The organism is Xanthomonas sp. NCPPB 3174 (assembly GCF_056725205.1).
The window spans coordinates 2,422,480-2,439,503 of record NZ_CM161517.1 but is presented as its reverse complement, the minus strand read 5'-3'; the positions used below and the strand labels follow the sequence as shown (position 1 = coordinate 2,439,503).

The 17,024-nt window shown below is 71.1% G+C and carries 15 protein-coding genes; 13 read left to right on the top strand and 2 right to left on the bottom strand.

The window, feature by feature from the left end; all coding sequences use genetic code 11:
* Position 1: 1 nt before the first annotated feature.
* The 13 genes from AC1PK7_RS10845 to AC1PK7_RS10785 all read left to right on the top strand — a co-directional run bounded on the left by AC1PK7_RS10845 (position 2) and on the right by AC1PK7_RS10785 (position 13,924).
* Positions 2–961 (top strand): hypothetical protein, encoded by a 960-nt coding sequence (locus AC1PK7_RS10845; RefSeq protein ID WP_481100793.1) that lies wholly within the window; start codon positions 2–4, stop codon positions 959–961.
* A complete protein-coding gene (locus tag AC1PK7_RS10840) occupies positions 948–1,883 on the top strand; it encodes a GNAT family N-acetyltransferase (RefSeq protein ID WP_481100792.1) in 936 nt (311 codons plus the stop codon). Before AC1PK7_RS10845 ends, AC1PK7_RS10840 begins: the two co-directional genes overlap by 14 nt.
* A complete protein-coding gene (locus tag AC1PK7_RS10835) occupies positions 1,880–3,010 on the top strand; it encodes a DegT/DnrJ/EryC1/StrS family aminotransferase (RefSeq protein WP_481100791.1) in 1,131 nt (376 codons plus the stop codon). Before AC1PK7_RS10840 ends, AC1PK7_RS10835 begins: the two co-directional genes overlap by 4 nt.
* Complete coding sequence (locus tag AC1PK7_RS10830; protein WP_481100790.1) at positions 3,007–4,260, top strand: O-antigen translocase; 1,254 nt, start codon at positions 3,007–3,009, stop codon at positions 4,258–4,260. Before AC1PK7_RS10835 ends, AC1PK7_RS10830 begins: the two co-directional genes overlap by 4 nt.
* A complete protein-coding gene (locus AC1PK7_RS10825; protein ID WP_481100789.1) occupies positions 4,260–5,201 on the top strand; it encodes a glycosyltransferase in 942 nt (313 codons plus the stop codon). The genes AC1PK7_RS10830 and AC1PK7_RS10825 overlap by 1 nt, the downstream gene beginning before the upstream one ends.
* A complete protein-coding gene (locus AC1PK7_RS10820; protein ID WP_481100788.1) occupies positions 5,198–6,364 on the top strand; it encodes a hypothetical protein in 1,167 nt (388 codons plus the stop codon). Before AC1PK7_RS10825 ends, AC1PK7_RS10820 begins: the two co-directional genes overlap by 4 nt.
* A gap of 11 nt (positions 6,365–6,375) precedes the next feature.
* Entirely contained in the window at positions 6,376–7,221 is an 846-nt protein-coding gene (locus AC1PK7_RS10815) for a Wzz/FepE/Etk N-terminal domain-containing protein (protein ID WP_481100787.1), read from the top strand.
* 108 nt (positions 7,222–7,329) lie between these two features.
* Positions 7,330–8,178, top strand: a complete 849-nt coding sequence (locus tag AC1PK7_RS10810) for a class I SAM-dependent methyltransferase (RefSeq protein ID WP_481100786.1) — start codon at positions 7,330–7,332, stop codon at positions 8,176–8,178.
* A 2-nt stretch (positions 8,179–8,180) separates the two neighbouring features.
* Positions 8,181–9,413 carry an amidohydrolase family protein gene (locus AC1PK7_RS10805; protein ID WP_481100785.1) on the top strand — a complete coding sequence of 411 codons (1,233 nt, stop codon included), beginning with the start codon at positions 8,181–8,183 and terminating at the stop codon, positions 9,411–9,413.
* Positions 9,410–10,105 carry a class I SAM-dependent methyltransferase gene (locus tag AC1PK7_RS10800; protein ID WP_481100784.1) on the top strand — a complete coding sequence of 232 codons (696 nt, stop codon included), beginning with the start codon at positions 9,410–9,412 and terminating at the stop codon, positions 10,103–10,105. The genes AC1PK7_RS10805 and AC1PK7_RS10800 overlap by 4 nt, the downstream gene beginning before the upstream one ends.
* 23 nt (positions 10,106–10,128) lie before the next feature.
* Positions 10,129–11,640 (top strand): B12-binding domain-containing radical SAM protein, encoded by a 1,512-nt coding sequence (locus AC1PK7_RS10795; RefSeq protein ID WP_481100882.1) that lies wholly within the window; start codon positions 10,129–10,131, stop codon positions 11,638–11,640.
* A gap of 2 nt (positions 11,641–11,642) precedes the next feature.
* A complete protein-coding gene (locus AC1PK7_RS10790) occupies positions 11,643–12,791 on the top strand; it encodes a glycosyltransferase family 4 protein (RefSeq protein WP_481100783.1) in 1,149 nt (382 codons plus the stop codon).
* Positions 12,788–13,924 (top strand): glycosyltransferase family 4 protein, encoded by a 1,137-nt coding sequence (locus tag AC1PK7_RS10785; protein WP_481100782.1) that lies wholly within the window; start codon positions 12,788–12,790, stop codon positions 13,922–13,924. Before AC1PK7_RS10790 ends, AC1PK7_RS10785 begins: the two co-directional genes overlap by 4 nt.
* A 164-nt stretch (positions 13,925–14,088) precedes the next feature.
* Here the strand turns inward: AC1PK7_RS10785 and AC1PK7_RS10780 are convergent, their stop codons facing one another.
* Together AC1PK7_RS10780 and AC1PK7_RS10775 are read right to left on the bottom strand one after the other, a co-directional pair.
* The gene (locus AC1PK7_RS10780; protein WP_481100781.1) at positions 14,089–15,366 is read right to left on the bottom strand and encodes a nucleotidyltransferase family protein; all 1,278 of its coding nucleotides are present in this window, start codon (positions 15,364–15,366) and stop codon (positions 14,089–14,091) included.
* On the bottom strand, positions 15,363–16,871 hold the full coding sequence (locus tag AC1PK7_RS10775; protein WP_481100780.1) for a B12-binding domain-containing radical SAM protein: 1,509 nt from the start codon (positions 16,869–16,871) through the stop codon (positions 15,363–15,365). The genes AC1PK7_RS10780 and AC1PK7_RS10775 overlap by 4 nt, the downstream gene beginning before the upstream one ends.
* Between the last annotated feature and the right edge of the window lie 153 nt (positions 16,872–17,024).

The following is a 17,024-nucleotide window of genomic DNA, read 5'->3' as shown; positions in this document are numbered from 1 at the left end:
CATGTTCGCCTGGCACAAACGCGGTCTTGTCTTCGACACCGCGCGCGACGGCGTCGGCGGCTGGATGCGGCATTCGGCGTTGACGCCGACGCCGCTACGGCTGGATGCCGAGCGCCTGCGCATCTACGCCGGCTTCCGCGACGACGCCGGGGTCAGCCGCATCGGCTATGTCGACGTGCGCGCCGACGATCCGACCCGGGTGCTGGGTGTCAGCGCCGCGCCGGTGCTGGACCTCGGCCGCCCCGGCTGTTTCGACGACAACGGCATGATCCTCGGCGACGTGGTGCAGGGGCCGGACGGCCTGTCCATGTTCTATGTCGGCTTCCAGCAGGTGGCGCGGGCCAAGTTCCTGGCCTTCACCGGCCTGGCCGTCTCCACCGACGGCGGCGAGTCGTTCCAGCGCCGCCAGGACACGCCGCTGCTGGACCGCGCGCCGGGCCGCAGCACCATCGCCGCGGTGCATTCGGCGCGCTACGCGCATGGCCGCTGGCGGCTGTGGTATGCGGTGGGCGACGATTGGGAATGGATCGGCGGCACGCCGTATCCGCGTTACCACATCCGCTGCGTGGAGACCGACGACCTGCACGCGATCCCGCGGCAGGACACGGTGTGCCTGCAGCCGCAGGGCGACGAGTACCGCATCGGCCGCCCGCGAGTGTACCGATGCGATGGCCGCTACCTGATGCTCTTCACTCATGGCAACCGCGCTGGCGCCTATCTGCCAGGCATGGCGGTCAGCGACGACGGCCGCCACTGGCAGCGCTGCGACGCGGCGCTGGGCCTGCCGCTGTCGGCCGAGGGCTGGGATGCGCGCACGCTGTGCTACCCGGCGCTGATCCGCCATGGCGCGCGGTTGCTGCTGTTCTACAACGGCAACGACATGGGCCGCGACGGCTTCGGCGTGGCCGAGGCGGTGCTGCCCGCCGGCACCGTCTGGGAGGATGCCGATGCTGTCGGTTAGGGCCTACACCGTCGCCGACGCGCCGCTGTGGGATTCCGTGGTGGATGCCTCGCGCAATGGCAATCTGTTGCACCGGCGCGGCTATATGGACTATCACGCGGCGCGCTTCGTCGATGTCTCCTTGCTGGTCGAGGACGCCGGCACGCCGGTGGCGGTGTTTCCGGCCAATCGCGACGGCGACGCGGTGACCAGCCATGCCGGCCTCAGCTATGCCGGGCTGCTGTCGACCCACGCGCTGCGTGCCACGGCGACGTTGGAGGCGTTCGAAAGTATCGCGGCGTACTACCGTGCCGCTGGCGTGCGCTCGCTGCTGTACAAGGCCGTGCCGCATCTGTTCCACCGCAGCCCGGCGGAGGAGGACCTGTACGTGCTGCATCGGCTGGGGGCGCGTCTTTACCGCCGCGACCTGTCCTCGGCGGTGCCGCTGCGCGCGCCGCCGCGCTTCGCTGCCGCACGCAAGCGCTCGGTGGCCAAGGCGCGCCGCGGCGGGCTGCGCGTGCAGCGCGTGGACGACCCGGCGCCGCTGCATGCGCTGCTGGGCGAGGTCCTGCAACGCCATGACGCGCGTCCGACCCACAGCCTGGACGAACTTCGCCTGCTGTGCGCGCGCTTCCCGGCGCAGATCGTGCCGTATGAAGTCCGCGACGGCGCCGACCTGCTGGCCGGCACGCTGGTGTACGACTTCGGCCACGTCGTCCACACCCAGTACCTGGCCTGTTCGGAACAGGGCCGTCGTGCCGATGCGCTGAGCCTGCTGCTGGCCGAGCTGATCGAGCAGGTCTACGCGCAGCGCGACTTCCTCAGCCTGGGCATTTCCACCGAGCAGCACGGCCAGGTGCTCAATGCCGGCCTGGTCGAGCAGAAGGAGCGCTTCGGCGCGCGCGCGGTGGTTCACGATTTCTACCGTTGGGAGTTGCAATGAGCCTGCCGCCGGCCAGCGTGCCGTTCCTGGATCTGCGCGCCAGCAACGCGCGCTATGCCGACGAGCTCAAGGCCGCAGCGGCACGGGTGATCGATTCGGGCTGGTATGTGCTCGGCGAGGAATTGGAGGCATTCGAGCGCGAGTTTGCCGCCTACTGCGGCACGGCCCACGCCATCGGCGTGGGCAACGGCATGGACGCGCTGACCCTGATCCTGCGCGGCTACCGTGCGCTGGGCCGGCTGCACGAAGGCGACGAGGTGCTGGTGCCGGGCAACACCTTCATCGCCAGCTTCCTGGCGATCAGCGAGAACCGGCTGAGGCCGGTGCCGCTGGAGCCGGAGGCGGCCAGCTTCAATCTGGATCCGGCGCAGGTGGAGCGGGCGATCGGGCCGCGCACCAGAGCGATCCTGGCGGTGCACCTGTACGGGCAACTGGCCGACATGGCCGCACTGCGTGCCATCGCCGAGCGCCATGGGTTGCTGCTGCTAGAGGACGCCGCGCAGGCGCATGGCGCGCGTCGCGACGGCCGCCATGCGGGCAGCTTCGGCGATGCCGCCGGCTTCAGCTTCTTCCCCGGCAAGAACCTGGGCGCGTTGGGCGACGGCGGCGCCGTGACCACCGACGACGACGAACTTGTGGCGCAGCTACGCGTGCTGCGCAACTACGGCTCGGACATCAAGTACCGGCATCTCGTGCAGGGCGTGAACTCGCGCCTGGACGAGCTGCAGGCGGCGCTGTTGCGGGTCAAGCTGCGCCACCTGGATGCCGATATCGCCGCGCGCCGCGCGATCGCCCAGCGCTATCTCGACGGCATTGCGCATCCGCAGATCGCCGTGCCGCAGGTGGCCGACCCGGCCGCGCATGCCTGGCACCTGTTCGTGGTGCGCTGCGCGCAACGCGACGCGCTGCAGCGGCATCTGCAGGCCCAGGGCGTGCACTGCCTGGTGCATTACCCGACGCCGCCGCATCGGCAGCCGGCCTATCCGGAGCTGGCGATGCTGCAACTGCCGCTGTGCGAGCAGTTGGGTGCCGAAGTGCTCAGCCTGCCGATCGGCCCGACGCTGGACGATGCGGCGGTGGCGCAGGTGATCGACGCCTGCCGGCGTTTCGGCGGCGCGGCGGCATGAACGTGCTGCGCAGCGGCGTGTACAGCGGCGTGGCCACCGCGGCCAAACTGCTCGCTGCGCTGCTGGTGCTCAAGTTGGTGGCGGTGTACGCCGGCCCGGCGGGCGTCGCCCGGCTTGGCCAGTTCACCAGCCTGATGTCGCTGCTGGCGGTCGTGGCCGGCGGCGGCGTCGGTGCCGGCGTGGTCAAGTACGTGGCCGAGTACCGCGACGATGCGCAGTCGCTGACCCGGCTGCTCGGCAGCGCATTGGGCTACGCCTGCGCCGCGGCGTGCGCGATGGGCGTGGCCGCGCTGTTGTGCAGCCGCCTGATCGCCGAGCGCCTGCTCGGCGACGCGCAGTACCAGCCGCTGATCTGCGTGCTGGCGGTGGCGCAGCTCGGCATCGCCCTGGCCAACTACATCCTGGCCGTGGTCAACGGCTTCATGGACGTGCGCCGGCTGGCCTTGATCCAGGTCGCCGGCGCAGTGTTGAGCGTGCTGCTGGTGGCCGTTCTGGCGCACGGGCTGGGACTGTATGGGGCACTGCTGGGCCTGGTGCTGGGGCAGGTGGCCTGGCTCTGCGCGGGCGTTCCGGCGCTGCGCCGCAGCCCGTACTTCCGCCGCGAGATGCTGCGCATTCGCTTCGACCGAGCGATGGTGCGGCGGCTGGCGGCCTTCTCGGCGATGACCCTGGCCTCGGCGCTGCTGCCGCTGCTGGTCAACATCGGCGTGCGCGATCACCTGGCAGGCCAGTTCGGCTGGGCGCAGGTGGGTGACTGGCAGGCGGTGAGCCGCGTGTCCGATGCCTACCTGCTGTTCTTCACCACCGCCATCAACGTCTACTACCTGCCCAAGTTGGCGGCGCTGCATACGCGCGAAGCGCTGTGGCAGGAACTGCGCGGCGCCTACCGCTATGTGCTGCCGGCGGTGATCGTGGCTGCGGCGGCGGTGTACCTGTGCCGCGACTGGATCACCCGGCTGCTGTTCTCCGCCGATTTCGCCGCTGCGTTGCCGCTGTACGCGCCGCAGTTGCTCGGCGACGTGCTCAAGATCGCGTCTTTCGTGCTGTCCTACCTGATGCTGGCCAAGGCGATGACCCGGCTGTTCGTGCTCTCCGAATGTCTGTTCGCTGCCAGCTACCTGGGCCTGGTGGTGCTGTTCACCGCGCGCATGGGGCTGATCGGCGCGGCCTACGCGTTCGCCTGCAACTACGCGCTGTACTTGGCGTTCAATGTACTGGTCGTGCGCCGCTACCTGCGAGGACTGGGCTGATGGACGCACCGCAGATGCCGCCGACACTGCCGCTGGTCTCGATCCTGATCCCGGCCTACAACCACGTGCGCTTCGTGCAGCGCTGCCTGGACAGCGTGCTGGAGGATCCGTACCCGAACAAGGAGCTGGTGATCGTCGACGACGGCTCCCGCGACGGCACCACCGAGTGCATCGCCGCGTGGATCGCGCAGCACGGCGACAAACTGCACGTGCGCTTCTGGCCACGCGAGAACCTCGGCATCGCCGCCACACTCAACCACCTGGTGGCGATGGCCCGCGGCGAGTTCCTGCGCCTGGGGGCGAGCGACGATTACCTGCTGCCCGGCGGATTGGGCGTGCAGGTGGCGTACCTGGGCGCGCATCCGCACAAGGCCGCGGTGATCGGCGACGCCATCGTGGTCGATACCCAGGGCCGCACCGTGCACCAGAGCAGCATGCGCGACCTGCACGGCGTGGACAAACGCCTGTACCTGAGCGAGGCCGGCATCCGCCGCGCGGTGATCCGCCACTGGGCGGTGAGCGGGGCGGTGGCGCTGGTGAGGCGCAGCGCGCTGCAGCCGGGCGCGGCATGGGACGAAGGCCTGCGCATCGAGGACTGGGATTTCTTCCTGCGCCTGGTCGCGCGCGACGCCCTGGGTTTCCTGGACGTGGCGGTGTGCGCCTACCGCGTGCACGACCACAACGCCAGCCGCACCCGGCATCTGCCCAGCCGCCTGGCCAACCTGGCCGAGTCGCGGCAGGTGGCGTTGCGCCGCGCGCGCTTGTTCGATCCGGCCTGCCGCACTCTGCTCTACGCGCAGGCGCACTACATCGCCGCGAAGATCGCGTTCCTGCGGCGCAGCCCGCTGGCGCTGGGCGGGCACCTGCTGGCGCATGCGTGGCTGTCGCTGTTGGCGCGGCTGCGCCAGGGTAGCCAGCCTGCGCTGGCCGAGCGCGCATGAACCGGCTGCTGCGCCTGCCGTCGGCGTACTTCGGCCTGCCGCTGCTGCTGAGCTGCGCGCTGACCTTGCTCACCTTCGACCTGCCGCCAGGCTACCTGGCGGGCATCGCCCTGCTGGCCGCCGTGGCACTGGCGACGCTGGGCCTGGATGCATTGCTCGGCATCCGCCTGCCGCCGCTGACGGCGTTCCGGTCGCGCGAGTACGCCGGCACCCGCGAGGCCTTCGTCGCGCTCGGCCTGGCCGCCGCGGTGGGGCTGTTCTGCCTGCTTGACCTGCTGCTGTTCCCGATCCCGTTGCTGCACAACCCCTCCGCCTACGCCGACCTGAGCCCGCTGCAAGCGCACGTGCGGCATGTGTCGAACATGTGCTGGATCCTGCCGCCGATCGGCCTGCTGTGCGTGCGCGAGCGCAGCGTGCGCAACGCGCTGCTGCTGGCCGGCTTCGCGTTCCCGGTGCTGGTGATCGACCGCAACCGCCTGTTCGCGGCAGTGTTCAGCGTCGGCCTGTTGCTGTTGCTGCGCCGCGACCCGACGCGGCCCCTGCCTTGGAAGCGGGTGTTGGCGCTGCTGTGCGCCGGCGCCGCCGCGTTCTCGCTGCTGGGCACGCTGCGCTCTGGCTCGCTGGAGTCGGTGGCGCTGCCGTTCGGCGCGCTGTACCGGGCCGCGCCGCAGGGCATCAAGTGGCTGCTGCTGTACATCGGCGCCGGCCCGTACAACTTCGGCGCGCTGCTCAGCAAGGGCTACGCCAACGCCAGTTTCCTGGTCAACCAACTGGTGCCGCTGAGCGGTTCCATTGCCACCGCCGGGACCGGCATCCCGCTGGATGCGCCGAACATCAATGTCGGTACCGAGTTCCTGCCGTTCCTGCTGGCCGGCGGCCCCGGCGCCGCGTTGGCGGCGATGCTGGCGCTGTACGCGGCGCTGCTGTGGAGCGTGCGCCTGCTCGGCCGCGGCGTGGCGCTGTTCAACCTGCTGGTGTTCCTGCGCATCGCCTACGCCTGCGTGATGTCGCCGTTCGCGCCGCAGGCCTTCACCTGGACCAATGCCGGTTTCGTCGCGCTGTGCCTGCTGCTGCATGCGTGCAGCGCCTTGCTGCCGAACCGCCGCGACCCCGCGCCGTCCACGGCCCTGCCTTTCGTTGCCCCGAGATCCCCGCTGCCATGACCGATACCGCCATGCCCCAAGACGAAATCTACCTGATCGACCTGTGGCGGATCCTGCGGCGCGAATGGCGCTGGTGCCTGCTGCCGCTGCTGCTGGCATTGGCGCTGGCGGCGCTGTTCCTGCACGGTGCAACCCGCCAGTGGCAGGCCACCGCCTGGGTGCAGGTCGGCGAGTTCGGCCCGACCCCGGCCGGGCGTGACCCCAAGCTGGAGCCGTTCCAGCGGGTCATCGACCGGATCAAGACCCGGCAATTCCAGGAGCAGGTGCTGCACAGCGTCGACGTGGACTCGGACAGCCGCCAGGCCGCGCTGTACCGCGACAGCCTGAAGCTGGATCCGGACCCGTACGCCAACCTGATCCAGCTGACCCTGCGCGCGCAATCGCCGCAGCAGGCGCGGCAATTGGCCACGGCCACCATCGCGCAACTGCAGGCGCTGCACCGGCGCATCCAGGTCGGGCCATTGCAGCAGGCCAGTGCGCGACTGCAGGAGTTGGCCGCGGACATTGCCGCCACCCAGGCCGAGCGCGAGCGCCTGCTGCAGCAGCAGCGCGAAGGCCGCGGCAGCGTCGAGCAGCAATTGCTCGGCAACATGCTGCTGTCGGAGAAGACCACCACGCTGCGCGGCCTCAAGGCCGAGCGCGAGGACCTGCTCGGCCGGCTCGATGCGCGCTACACCTACGACACCTCGGCGCCCTGGGACACCTACGTGCCCCCACGCGCGGCGTTCCCCAACCCGGTGCTGGTGCTGGCGGCGGCGCTGCTGGCCGGGCTTGGTGGCGGCGTGCTGGCGGCGGTGGCGCGCAACGCGCTGCGTCGGCGCCAGGCGCGGCCGGTACGGGCGCACGCCATCGCCTGAAGGCAACTCGCCGATTCAACCAAACGCCGCTGCCGCCGCACCTACCTGCAGTCCCGCGTGCTCGATGCGCGCGGATTCCGACACGGGCAGGGCAGTGGAGAGGTGCAGGTGACAGCGAATGGCAAGGCGGGCGCCGCGGCGCACACGACGACTCTCGATCCGGTGCGGTTGCTGGACACGCAGCGCGCCTTCGACAGCGTGGCCGCCGATTACGACGGCCCGCGCGGCAACAACGCCCTGATCCAGCGCATGCGCACCACACTGTGGGACACGGTGGCGACGCAGTTGCCGGTCGGTTCGCGCCTGGTCGACCTGGGCTGCGGCACCGGCCTGGACGCACATGCCTTCGCCCAGCGCGGCTACCGCGTGCTGGCCACCGACTGGTCGCCGCAGATGGTCGAGCGTACCCGTGCCCGCGCCCAGGATCCCAGTCTGGACGGCCGCCTCAGCGTGGCGCACGTCGGCATTCAGCAGCTGGACCTGCTCGATGGCGAGTTCGACGGCATGTATTCCAACTTCGGCCCGCTCAACTGCGCGCCGGACCTGCCGCAGGTCGCCAGCCATTGCGCACGGCTGCTGCGCCGCGACGGCCGCCTGGTGTTCTCGGTGATCGGCCGCCTGTGCCCGTGGGAGTTGGGCCACTACCTGCTGCGCGGCCGCCTGCGCCGCGCCGCGGTCCGCGCCGCGCGTGGCGCCACCGCGGTGGGCATGAACGGGCACACGATCTGGACCTGGTACTACTTCCCACGCGAGTTCTACCGCGCGTTCGCGCCGCATTTCGACCTTGAATCGTACCGCGCGCTCAGCCTGTGCCTGCCGCCGCCGTACCTGGTCGACCACTACCAGCGCCACCCGCGCCTGGGCGAGGCGCTCGGCCGCCTCGACGACCGCATCGGCAGCTGGCCGCTGCTGCGCGACATGGGCGATCACTTCCTGATCGTGCTGCGCAAGCGCTGAGCATGGCCGCGCCTGCTGCCCCCGTCGACGTCTGCCTGGACGGTGCGCGCGTCGCGCACGCCAGCGGCGCCGTGCACGCGCCGCTGGCGCTGCACGCTGGTCGCATCGCCACGGCGGCCACGCCGGCCGCGCTGCGCATCGACCTGCACGGGCAGTTGGTGCTGCCCGGCTTGATCAACGCCCACGAGCATCTGCACGTCAATGCGGTGCCGCCGTTGCCGCAGGCTGCGCCGTTCGCCAACAGCTATGCCTGGATCGACGCCTTCGCCGCGCATTTCCGCACGCCGGCGGTGGCCGCGGCGCTGGCGTTGCCCAAGTCGCTGCGGCTGCGCCATGGCGGGTTGAAGAACCTGCTGGCCGGGGTGACGTGCGTGGCCCATCACGATCCCTGGCATGCGGCGCTGGACGCAGCCGACTTCCCGGTCGCGCTGCTGCGCGAGTTCGGCTGGAGCTATACCTTGCACGGTCCGGATTATGGGCCGCCGCTGGCGCAGAGCTTCGCCGCGGCAGTCGCCGCCGGCTGGCCGTGGATGATCCACCTGGCCGAAGGCACCGACGCGGTGGCCGCCGGCGAACTGGCCGAACTGGAGCGGCGCGGCTATCTGGCCGACAACACGGTGCTGATCCATGGTGTGGGCCTGGGTGCGAACGACGTCGCCCGCGTGCTCGCCTGCGGCGCGGCGGTGGTGTGGTGCCCGAGCAGCAACCTGACTTTACTCGGACGCACCCTGGACCCGCAGCGCCTGAATGCGGCCGGACGCCTGGCGCTGGGCAGCGATGCGCGGGTCAGCGGCGGCCGCGACCTGCTCGACGACCTGCGCCTGGCCGCTGCCCATGGCCTGGACGCGACCCAGGCGCTGCGCCTGGCCACGACCGCCGCGGCCGACATCCTGCGCTTGCCGGATCGCGGGCATCTGGCGCCGGGTGCACACGCCGATCTGCTGATCGTCGCCGACCGTGGTGGGGCGCCGGCGCAGAGCCTGATCGGGCTGCCGCGCAGCGCATTGCGCGCGGTGGTGCGCGATGGGCTGCCGCGCATCGCCGATCCCGATTTCGCCCCATGGTTCGTCGCGTCCGGCGTGGACACGGTGCAGGTGACGCTGGACGGCGTCACCAAGCTGCTAGCCGCGGAGCTGGCCGACCCGGCGCTGCTCGCGCTCGAGCCCGGCCTGGAACTTCACGGTGCGCCACCGCGTTCACACACGACACACCTGTCGCAGGAATGCCCCGCATGAGCGCCGTCCCGACCCTCGATCCGCTCGCCGCCTACGCGCTGTGGGCGGACAGCTACCCGGCGCACGCGCACAACCCGGTGATGCAGGCCGAACAGCGCGCCATGCTGGCCTTGTTGCCGCCGTCGTTGCGCGGGCAGCGCGTGCTCGATGCCGGCTGCGGCAGCGGCCGCTACCTGCTGCATGCGCTGCAGCGTGGCGCCGGGCACGTCACCGGCGTGGACCTGTCGCCGCAGATGCTGGCGCGTGCCGCGCAGGAACTGGCCGATGTCGAGGACGGCCGCTGCACGCTACGCGAGGGCAGCCTGGAGGCCTTGCCGCTGGCCGACGCCAGCGTCGACCTGAGCCTGTGCGCGCTGGCGCTGGGGCATCTGCCGCAGCTCGGGCCGGCCCTGGCGGAATTGCGTCGCGTCACCCGGCCCGGCGGCTGGGTGCTGTGCAGCGACGTGCATCCGATTGGCCCGGCGCTGGGCTGGCGTCGCGATTTCAAGGCCGGCGGCCAGCGCTACGCGGTGCGCCACACCCAGCACCTGTACAGCCACTGGCACGCCGCCTGCGCCGCGCTCGGGTTGGCCATCGACGCGGTCAGCGAACCGCTGCTCGAGCCAGCGGACATTCCCGCCGGCGCCCATTTCGATCCCGTTGCATTGCAGGTGCCGGTGGCCCTGGTGCTGCGCCTGCGGCGCCTGCCGTGACCCTTGTCCTGCGTTCGCCCGCGATGTCCTCCACACCCAACACGCTGCTGGTCAATCCCACCATCACCAAGCCGTCCAGCGCCCGCTTTCCGCTGTCGTTGCTGAACCTGGCGGCGGCGCTGGATCGCCATGGCGACAGCCGCATCATCGACGGCAACGTCGACCGCGACTTCATCGACCGCAGCCTGCGGGCACTGCAGGAGCGGCACTACGATGCGGTCGGCATCAGCGTGATGGGCGGGCCGCAACTGGCGCCGTCGATCGCGCTGTCGCAGGCCATCCGCGGGCGCTTCCCTGCGCTGCCGATCGTCTGGGGCGGCTATTTCCCCACGCTGTACCCGGACACCACGCTGGCCGCCCCATACGTGGACTATGCGATCCGCGCGCAGGGCGAGGACACCCTACCGGAACTGCTGGCCGCGTTGCGCGGCGAAGGGCCGACGCTGGCGCAGGTCGACGGGCTGTCCTGGAAGCAGGACGGGGTGGTGGTGCACAACCGCAATCGCGCATTCCAGCGTGGCGATGCGCTGCCGTCGCTCCCCTACGAAAAGCTGGGCGAACCGCGCCGCTATCTCGGTCGCACCTTCCTCGGCCAGCGCACCGCCTCGCACCAGGCCGCGCTGGGTTGCCGCTTCCGCTGCACGTTCTGCGGGGTGGCGGCGATGTTCGGCGGCGCCACCGCCTTGCCCACCGCGGCGCGCCTGGAGCGCGAGCTGGGATATCTCAAGTACGGCCTGGGCGCCGATTCGATCCAGTTCTTCGACCACAACTTCTTCGACCGCGAAGCCGACATGATCCCGCTGCTGGAGGTGATGGCGAAGCTGGAACTGCCGTGGTGGTGCTACGCCCGCGCCGACGCGCTGCTCAACCTGTCCGAGAGCACCTGGAAGCTGGTGCGCAAGAGCCGCCTGCGCATGGCCTACATCGGCGCCGAGTCGCCGAGCGGGGCGATGCTCAAGGAGATCCGCAAGGGCACCCGGCCGGACCAGACCCTGGAAGTGGCCGAACTGTGCCGGCGCAACGGGGTGATCCCGGAGCTGTCGTTCATGGTCGCGCCACCGCAGGACAGCGAGCGCGAGACCGAGCAGACCTTCGAGTTCATCCGCGAGCTGAAGCGGATCAACCCGCAGTCGGAAATCATCGTCTACGTGTACACCCCGCTGCCGGAGAGCAGCCGCCACGAGAAGGACCGCGGCCGCCGCGCCGGCATGCCCTTGCTCGACCGCGACGGCATGCCGGTGCAGTTTCCGCGCACGCCGGAAGAGTGGGCGCAGCCGCAGTGGGTGGACTACGCCTGCCACGCCGATGCGCCCTGGCTCAGCGATGCGCTGCGCCAGCGCATCCGCGATTTCGTCACGGTGCTCGGCTGCCGCTATCCCACCGCGCAGGACCAGCGCTCGCCGGGCTGGGCCAAACGCGGGCTCAGCATGCTGGCCGCCTGGCGCTACCGCTACCGGCGCTACGACCGGCCGTGGGAGCTGAACCTGGCCAACCGGCTGGTGCGCCTGCACCGGCCGCAGGTGTCCGGGATCTGAGCATGGCGACCAACGTCGCCCGCGCCGTGCACGCCGTGCAGCTCAACTTCGTGCCGCTGCCGGATGGAGTGACGCCGGAGCAGGCGTTCGCGCTGTGGCCATCGCTGGCCGACATCGCCGAGGCGGTGGCCAGCGCCGGCACCCGCGTCTCGGTGATCCAGGCCGCCGCGGTGGACGTGCAACTGCGGCGCAACGGCGTCGACTATCACTTCCTGCGCCGTGCCGAGGCCGGACGCCAGCGCCATCTGCGCCGCATCGCCGCGTTGCTGGCCGAGCTCGACGCCGACGTGGTGCACGTGCACGGCCTGCAGTTCGCGCGCGAGGCGGCGATGCTGGCGCGCTGGCGACCGTCGCGGCCGATCCTGCTGCAGGACCACGCCAACCGCCTGCCGCGCTGGTGGCGGCGACCGCAGTGGCGGCGCTGGTACGCGGCCGCCTCCGGCATCGCCTTCACCTCGCTGGACCTTGCGCGTGGCTTCGTCGGCGCAGGGCTGTTCGCCGGGTCCACGCGGCTGTTCGCCATTCCCGAATCCAGTTGCCGCTTCAGCCCCGGCGAGCGCACTCAGGCGCGCCGCGACAGCGGACTGCACGGCGCGCCCTGCGTGCTGTGGGTCGGCCATCTGAGCGAGGGCAAGGATCCGCTCACCGTGCTCGATGGCGTGGCCATCGCCAGCGCGACGTTGCCAGGGCTGCAGTTGTTCTGCGCGTTCGGCGATGCGCCGCTGCTGTCGGCCGTGCAACAGCGCATCCAGGCCGATCCGCGGCTCATCGGCCGCGTGCACCTGCTGGGCCGGGTGGAGCACGCGCAGATCCAGACCCTGATGCGTGCAGCCGACCTGTTCGTCTCCGCCAGCCTGGCCGAGAGCTGCGGCTACGCCGCGCTGGAGGCCTATGCCTGCGGCGCGGTGCCGGTGCTGACCGACATCCCGGCGTTCCGCGCGCTCAGCGATGGCGGCCGGGTCGGCGCACTGTGGCCGTGCGGCGACGCAGACCGCCTGGCGGCCGCGCTGGTGCAGGCGTCGCGCGATGGGCCATCGCGGGCGTTGGTGCGGGCGCATTTCGATGCGCAGCTGTCGTTCGCGGCGGTCGGCCGGCGTTGGGCGCGTGCCTATGCGCAGCTGCTCGACGCCGCGCCGCGGAGCGCGGCATGAAGCTGGCGCTGGTGGTGCCGGGCGGCGTCGACCGCAGCGGCGAGTACCGGGTGATCCCGGCCTTCCTGAGCCTGATCGAGCGGCTGGCGCGCGCGCACGAGCTGCATGTGTTCGTGCTGCACCAGGAGCCGTTGCCGGCGCAATGGGATCTTCTGGGGGCGCGTATTCACAACATCGGCGCGGTGCGCACGCGCTGGCGCGCGATCGCCGCGATCCGCGCCGAACACCACCGCGCGCCGTTCGACCTGGTGCAGTCGCTGTTCTCCGGCCACTGCAGCCTGATCGCGGTGGTCGCGGCGCGCTGGCTGCGGCGCCCGAGCCTGGTGCACATCGCCGGCGGCGAACTGGTCGCCCTGCACGCGATCGATTACGGCGGCCGGCGCAAATGGCAGGGACGACTGCGCGAGGCGCTGGTGTTGCGCCTGGCGAGCGCGGTGACCGCCGCCAGCGCGCCCATCCTCGACAGCCTGCGGGCGTTGGGCATCGCCGCCGAACGCGTGCCGCTGGGCGTGGACCTGCGCGCCTGGCCGCCACGCCCGCCGCGTGCGCGCGGCGACGGGCCGGCGCGGCTGCTGCACGTGGCCAGCCTCAATCCGGTCAAGGACCAGACGACCCTGCTGCGCGCCCTCGCGGCGCTGGCCCGCGCCGGGGTCGACTTCCACATCGACCTGGTCGGGGTGGACACCCTCGACGGCGCGATGCAGCGTTTGGTGGCCACGCTGGGGCTGAGCGAGCGGGTGCGTTTCCTCGGCTTCAAGACTCAGCGCGACCTGCGGCCGCTGGTGGATGCGGCGGATCTGCTGGTGCTGTCGTCGCTGCACGAAGCCGGGCCGCTGGTCTTGCTGGAAGCAGCGGTGGCCGGGGTACCGACGGTAGGCACCGCGGTCGGGCATCTGCAGGAGTGGGCGCCGTCGGCGGCGCTGGCGGTGCCGGTGGGCGACTGGGCCGGGCTGGCCGATGCGCTGCGCCAGGTGCTCAGCGACGACGAACTGCGCCTGCGGCTGGCCTGGGCGGCGCAATGCCGCGCCGTGCGGGAAGACGCAGACTGCAGCGTGCGTGGCTTCACTGCGTTGTACCAGCGCCTGTGTGCTCCGCGCAGCGCCGACGGCCGGCGCGTGGCTCAGGATGGCTGACGCGCAGTGTGGCATTGGGACAACGCGCTTTCGCGACAATCGCGTTGTATCGGCTCGTCTTGTAGGAGCGGCTTCAGCCGCGACAGCCATTCGAGCTGACGCGTGTCGCGGCTGAAGCCGCTCCTACAACGGCAGTTCACGGCGCTGTCCAGTGACAGCGTGCGTCAGTCCGACGAAGCCGCGTAACCCTGCAGCGCCGTCCGCACCGCATACAGCGTGTCCATTCGCGGTACCGGATGCAGCAGCCGCTGCAGCACACGGCGCCGCTGCGGCAGGCGCACCCAGTCCTGGCCCTGCAGCCACAGCTGGGTACGGATCATCTCGGCCCGTTCATGCCGGCTTTCCGCCGAGGGCTGCAGGCGCTGGCGCAGATAGTCCAGCACCTCGCCGCCCGAACGCGCCCATTCGATGCCCGGCAGCGCCGGCAGCCACAGTTGCGAGCACGATGCTGCGGTCAGGTCCAGCCCACGCGCATGCAGCCGCAGCAGCGGCGGGCACTGCGCACGCAGTTGCTGCAGGACCGCCGATGGAATCGCAGTGCGGTAGTAGCGCAGCATCAACCGCAGCGGTGGCCACGCCCACCAGGCATCGGCGCCGATCAGTACCTGCCAGTCGCTGGCGCGCATGTGCGGCGCCAGCAGGGCAAGGTCGTGCAGGTGCATCAGCCGCAGGCTGCGGCTGCACAGTCCGCCGGCAGCGTGCAGCAGCAGGTGGCGCATCAGCACGCCGTTGCTCGGGTAGGGGTTCAAGCCGGGCTTGCCGTCGCGCGGCAGGATCGCGGTGCCGAGATCGACAGTGCGCAATGGCAGCCGCTCCTGGATGCGCACATGCAGTTCGATGTTGATCGGCGTGTCGCGGTGCTCGCCCAGGCCGCCAACCGCCTTTGCCTGTGCCGGTCGGAAGGTCTGGTGCTTCCACTGCGCGAACTCGGCCACATAGCCCAGCGCGCCCAGCAGCGTCGCAGCGCGCTCGGCGTCCTCGGGGCGCACCAGCAGGTCGATGTCCGCCATCGGCCGATCGCCGGGCCGATACAAGCCCAGCGCATGCAGCGCCGCCCCCTTCAGCGGCACGATCGCCAGGCCGGCCGTCTGCGCCAGGGCGTCGATCCGCTGCAGCAGGGCGGCGATGCGCTGGTAGCGCTGCGCCACGTGCTCGCGCTGTCCTTCGAGGAACGCGCGCCAGGCCCGGTCCGGCCACTGCGTGCGCTGGCTCAACAGTGGCGCCACGCCGTGCGCGACCGCCGCTGCCGCCGCCAGTTGCCAATGCAGGCCACGCCAGTCCGGCATCGGCGCGCCCGGGCGCGCCAACTCGTGCGCCAGGGTCTCGGTCGCCCGGCGCAGGCCACGACCCATGCGCCGCAGCGGCAGGTGCGCCGGCGTGGCTACCGTTGCCGGCAGATCCGCCGCCACGGCTGGAGACGCAGGCGTCGCCAGGTCGTTCATGCGCGTTGCACCAACGGGATGCGCCGGCTGCCGGCGCCGGCGACTGCCTTGGCTGCCGGCGCGGGCGGTGCTTCGGTCCGATGCTGCGCCTCGCGCGCGATCAGCGCATCCCAGTCCGCTTCCAGCATCGCCCGGTCCTGCGCGTGCACCGGTGCCGGACACGCATCCTCGCGACATTGCAGGTCCACCTGCCGGTGCAGCAGGTCGCGCACCTGGCGGTAGAACGCCGAGTCGTAGGCGCCGCGGAACATCATCGCCAGGTCGTCGCTGTCCTGCCAGTGCGTCTTGCGCCCGAGCTGGTCCTTCACCTGCTGGTAGAACACGGTGCCGGGCAGGGGATAGGACACGCTGACGCCGATGTCGTCCGGGCGCGCCTGCGCCACCAGCCGACGCGTGGCGAGGATGTCGTCCAGTTGCTCGTCCAGGTAGCCCAACTGCAGGAAGAAGCCGACGCGGATGCCCTGCGCGCCCAGCCGCTGGCGCGCGGCAATCACGCCCTCCACATCGGTGCCCTTGATCATCTTGTCGAGGATGCGCTGGCTGCCGCTCTCCGCGCCGATCCAGGCCTCGCGGCAGCCGGCCCGTGCCAGGGCCGCGGCCATGCGCTCGCTGCACAGGTCGGCGCGGGTCTGGATCGTGAAAGGCACCGCACCATCGGCGGCGCTCAACGCATCGGCGAAGTCCTCCACCCAGTCGACGTGGAAGCCGAAGATGTCGTCGGCCATCCACACATGGTCGGGCGCGAAGCTGCGCTTGAGCTGGATCATCTCCGCGGCCACGTCCTGCGCCTCGCGGCGCTTGTAGTGATTGCCCCAGATCGGCTTGGCGCACCAGTTGCAGCGGAACGGGCAGCCGCGCGAGGCGGCCATGTTCAGGCTGAAATGGCCGTGCCGCTGCTGCCAGAACACACGATAGCGCGCGATGTCGAGCAGGTCCCAGGCGGCGGTGACCGACAGCCGCGGATCCGGCGGCCGCGCGCCGATCTGCGCGCGCCGGAGTTGCGGCGCCACGGCGCTGGCCACCTCGGCGATGCCGGCCACCCAGCGCGCCGGCGCGATGTCCGGTTCCGCCTGCAGCCGCGCCACCAGGTCCAGCAGCGCCGCAATGCCTTCGCCGATCAGCACCGCGTCGGCACCGGCCGCAAGAAACGCCTCCGGATGGTCCGAGGCATCGGAGCCGGCGACGATCACCCGGCTGCCGCTGGCGCGCGCTTCGGCGATCATCCGGCACGCGGCCTCGCGCATCCGGCTCAGGCACATCTTGGTGAGGAAGTTGAAGTTGTCCTCGTAGAACACCACCAGGTCCGGCCGCTGCGTGCGGACGGCCTGGTCGTAGTCCTCCACGCCCTCGGCCAGCATCGCGTCGAACAGCGTCACCGCGTGGCCGTGCTGGCGCAGCAGCGCCGCCACCTGCAGCGTGGCCAGCGGCGGATACGGCTTGCCACGCTCCCACTGCTTGGGGTCGTAGCGCAGGAAGTAAGCGTGGCTGACCTGGATCTTGAGCATCGGCGAAAGGTCTCGTTCGGCGCCGCGGGGGGAGGGCGCATGCAGCGATGGCCGCGCGCAGGTGGCCGTGGCGGTAGGTGCCGGGGCTGTGCTGTTTGGTTGCGCGAAAGACCGGCGTTCGCCCGCGCAACCTTTGGCCACGGCAGGCGCACC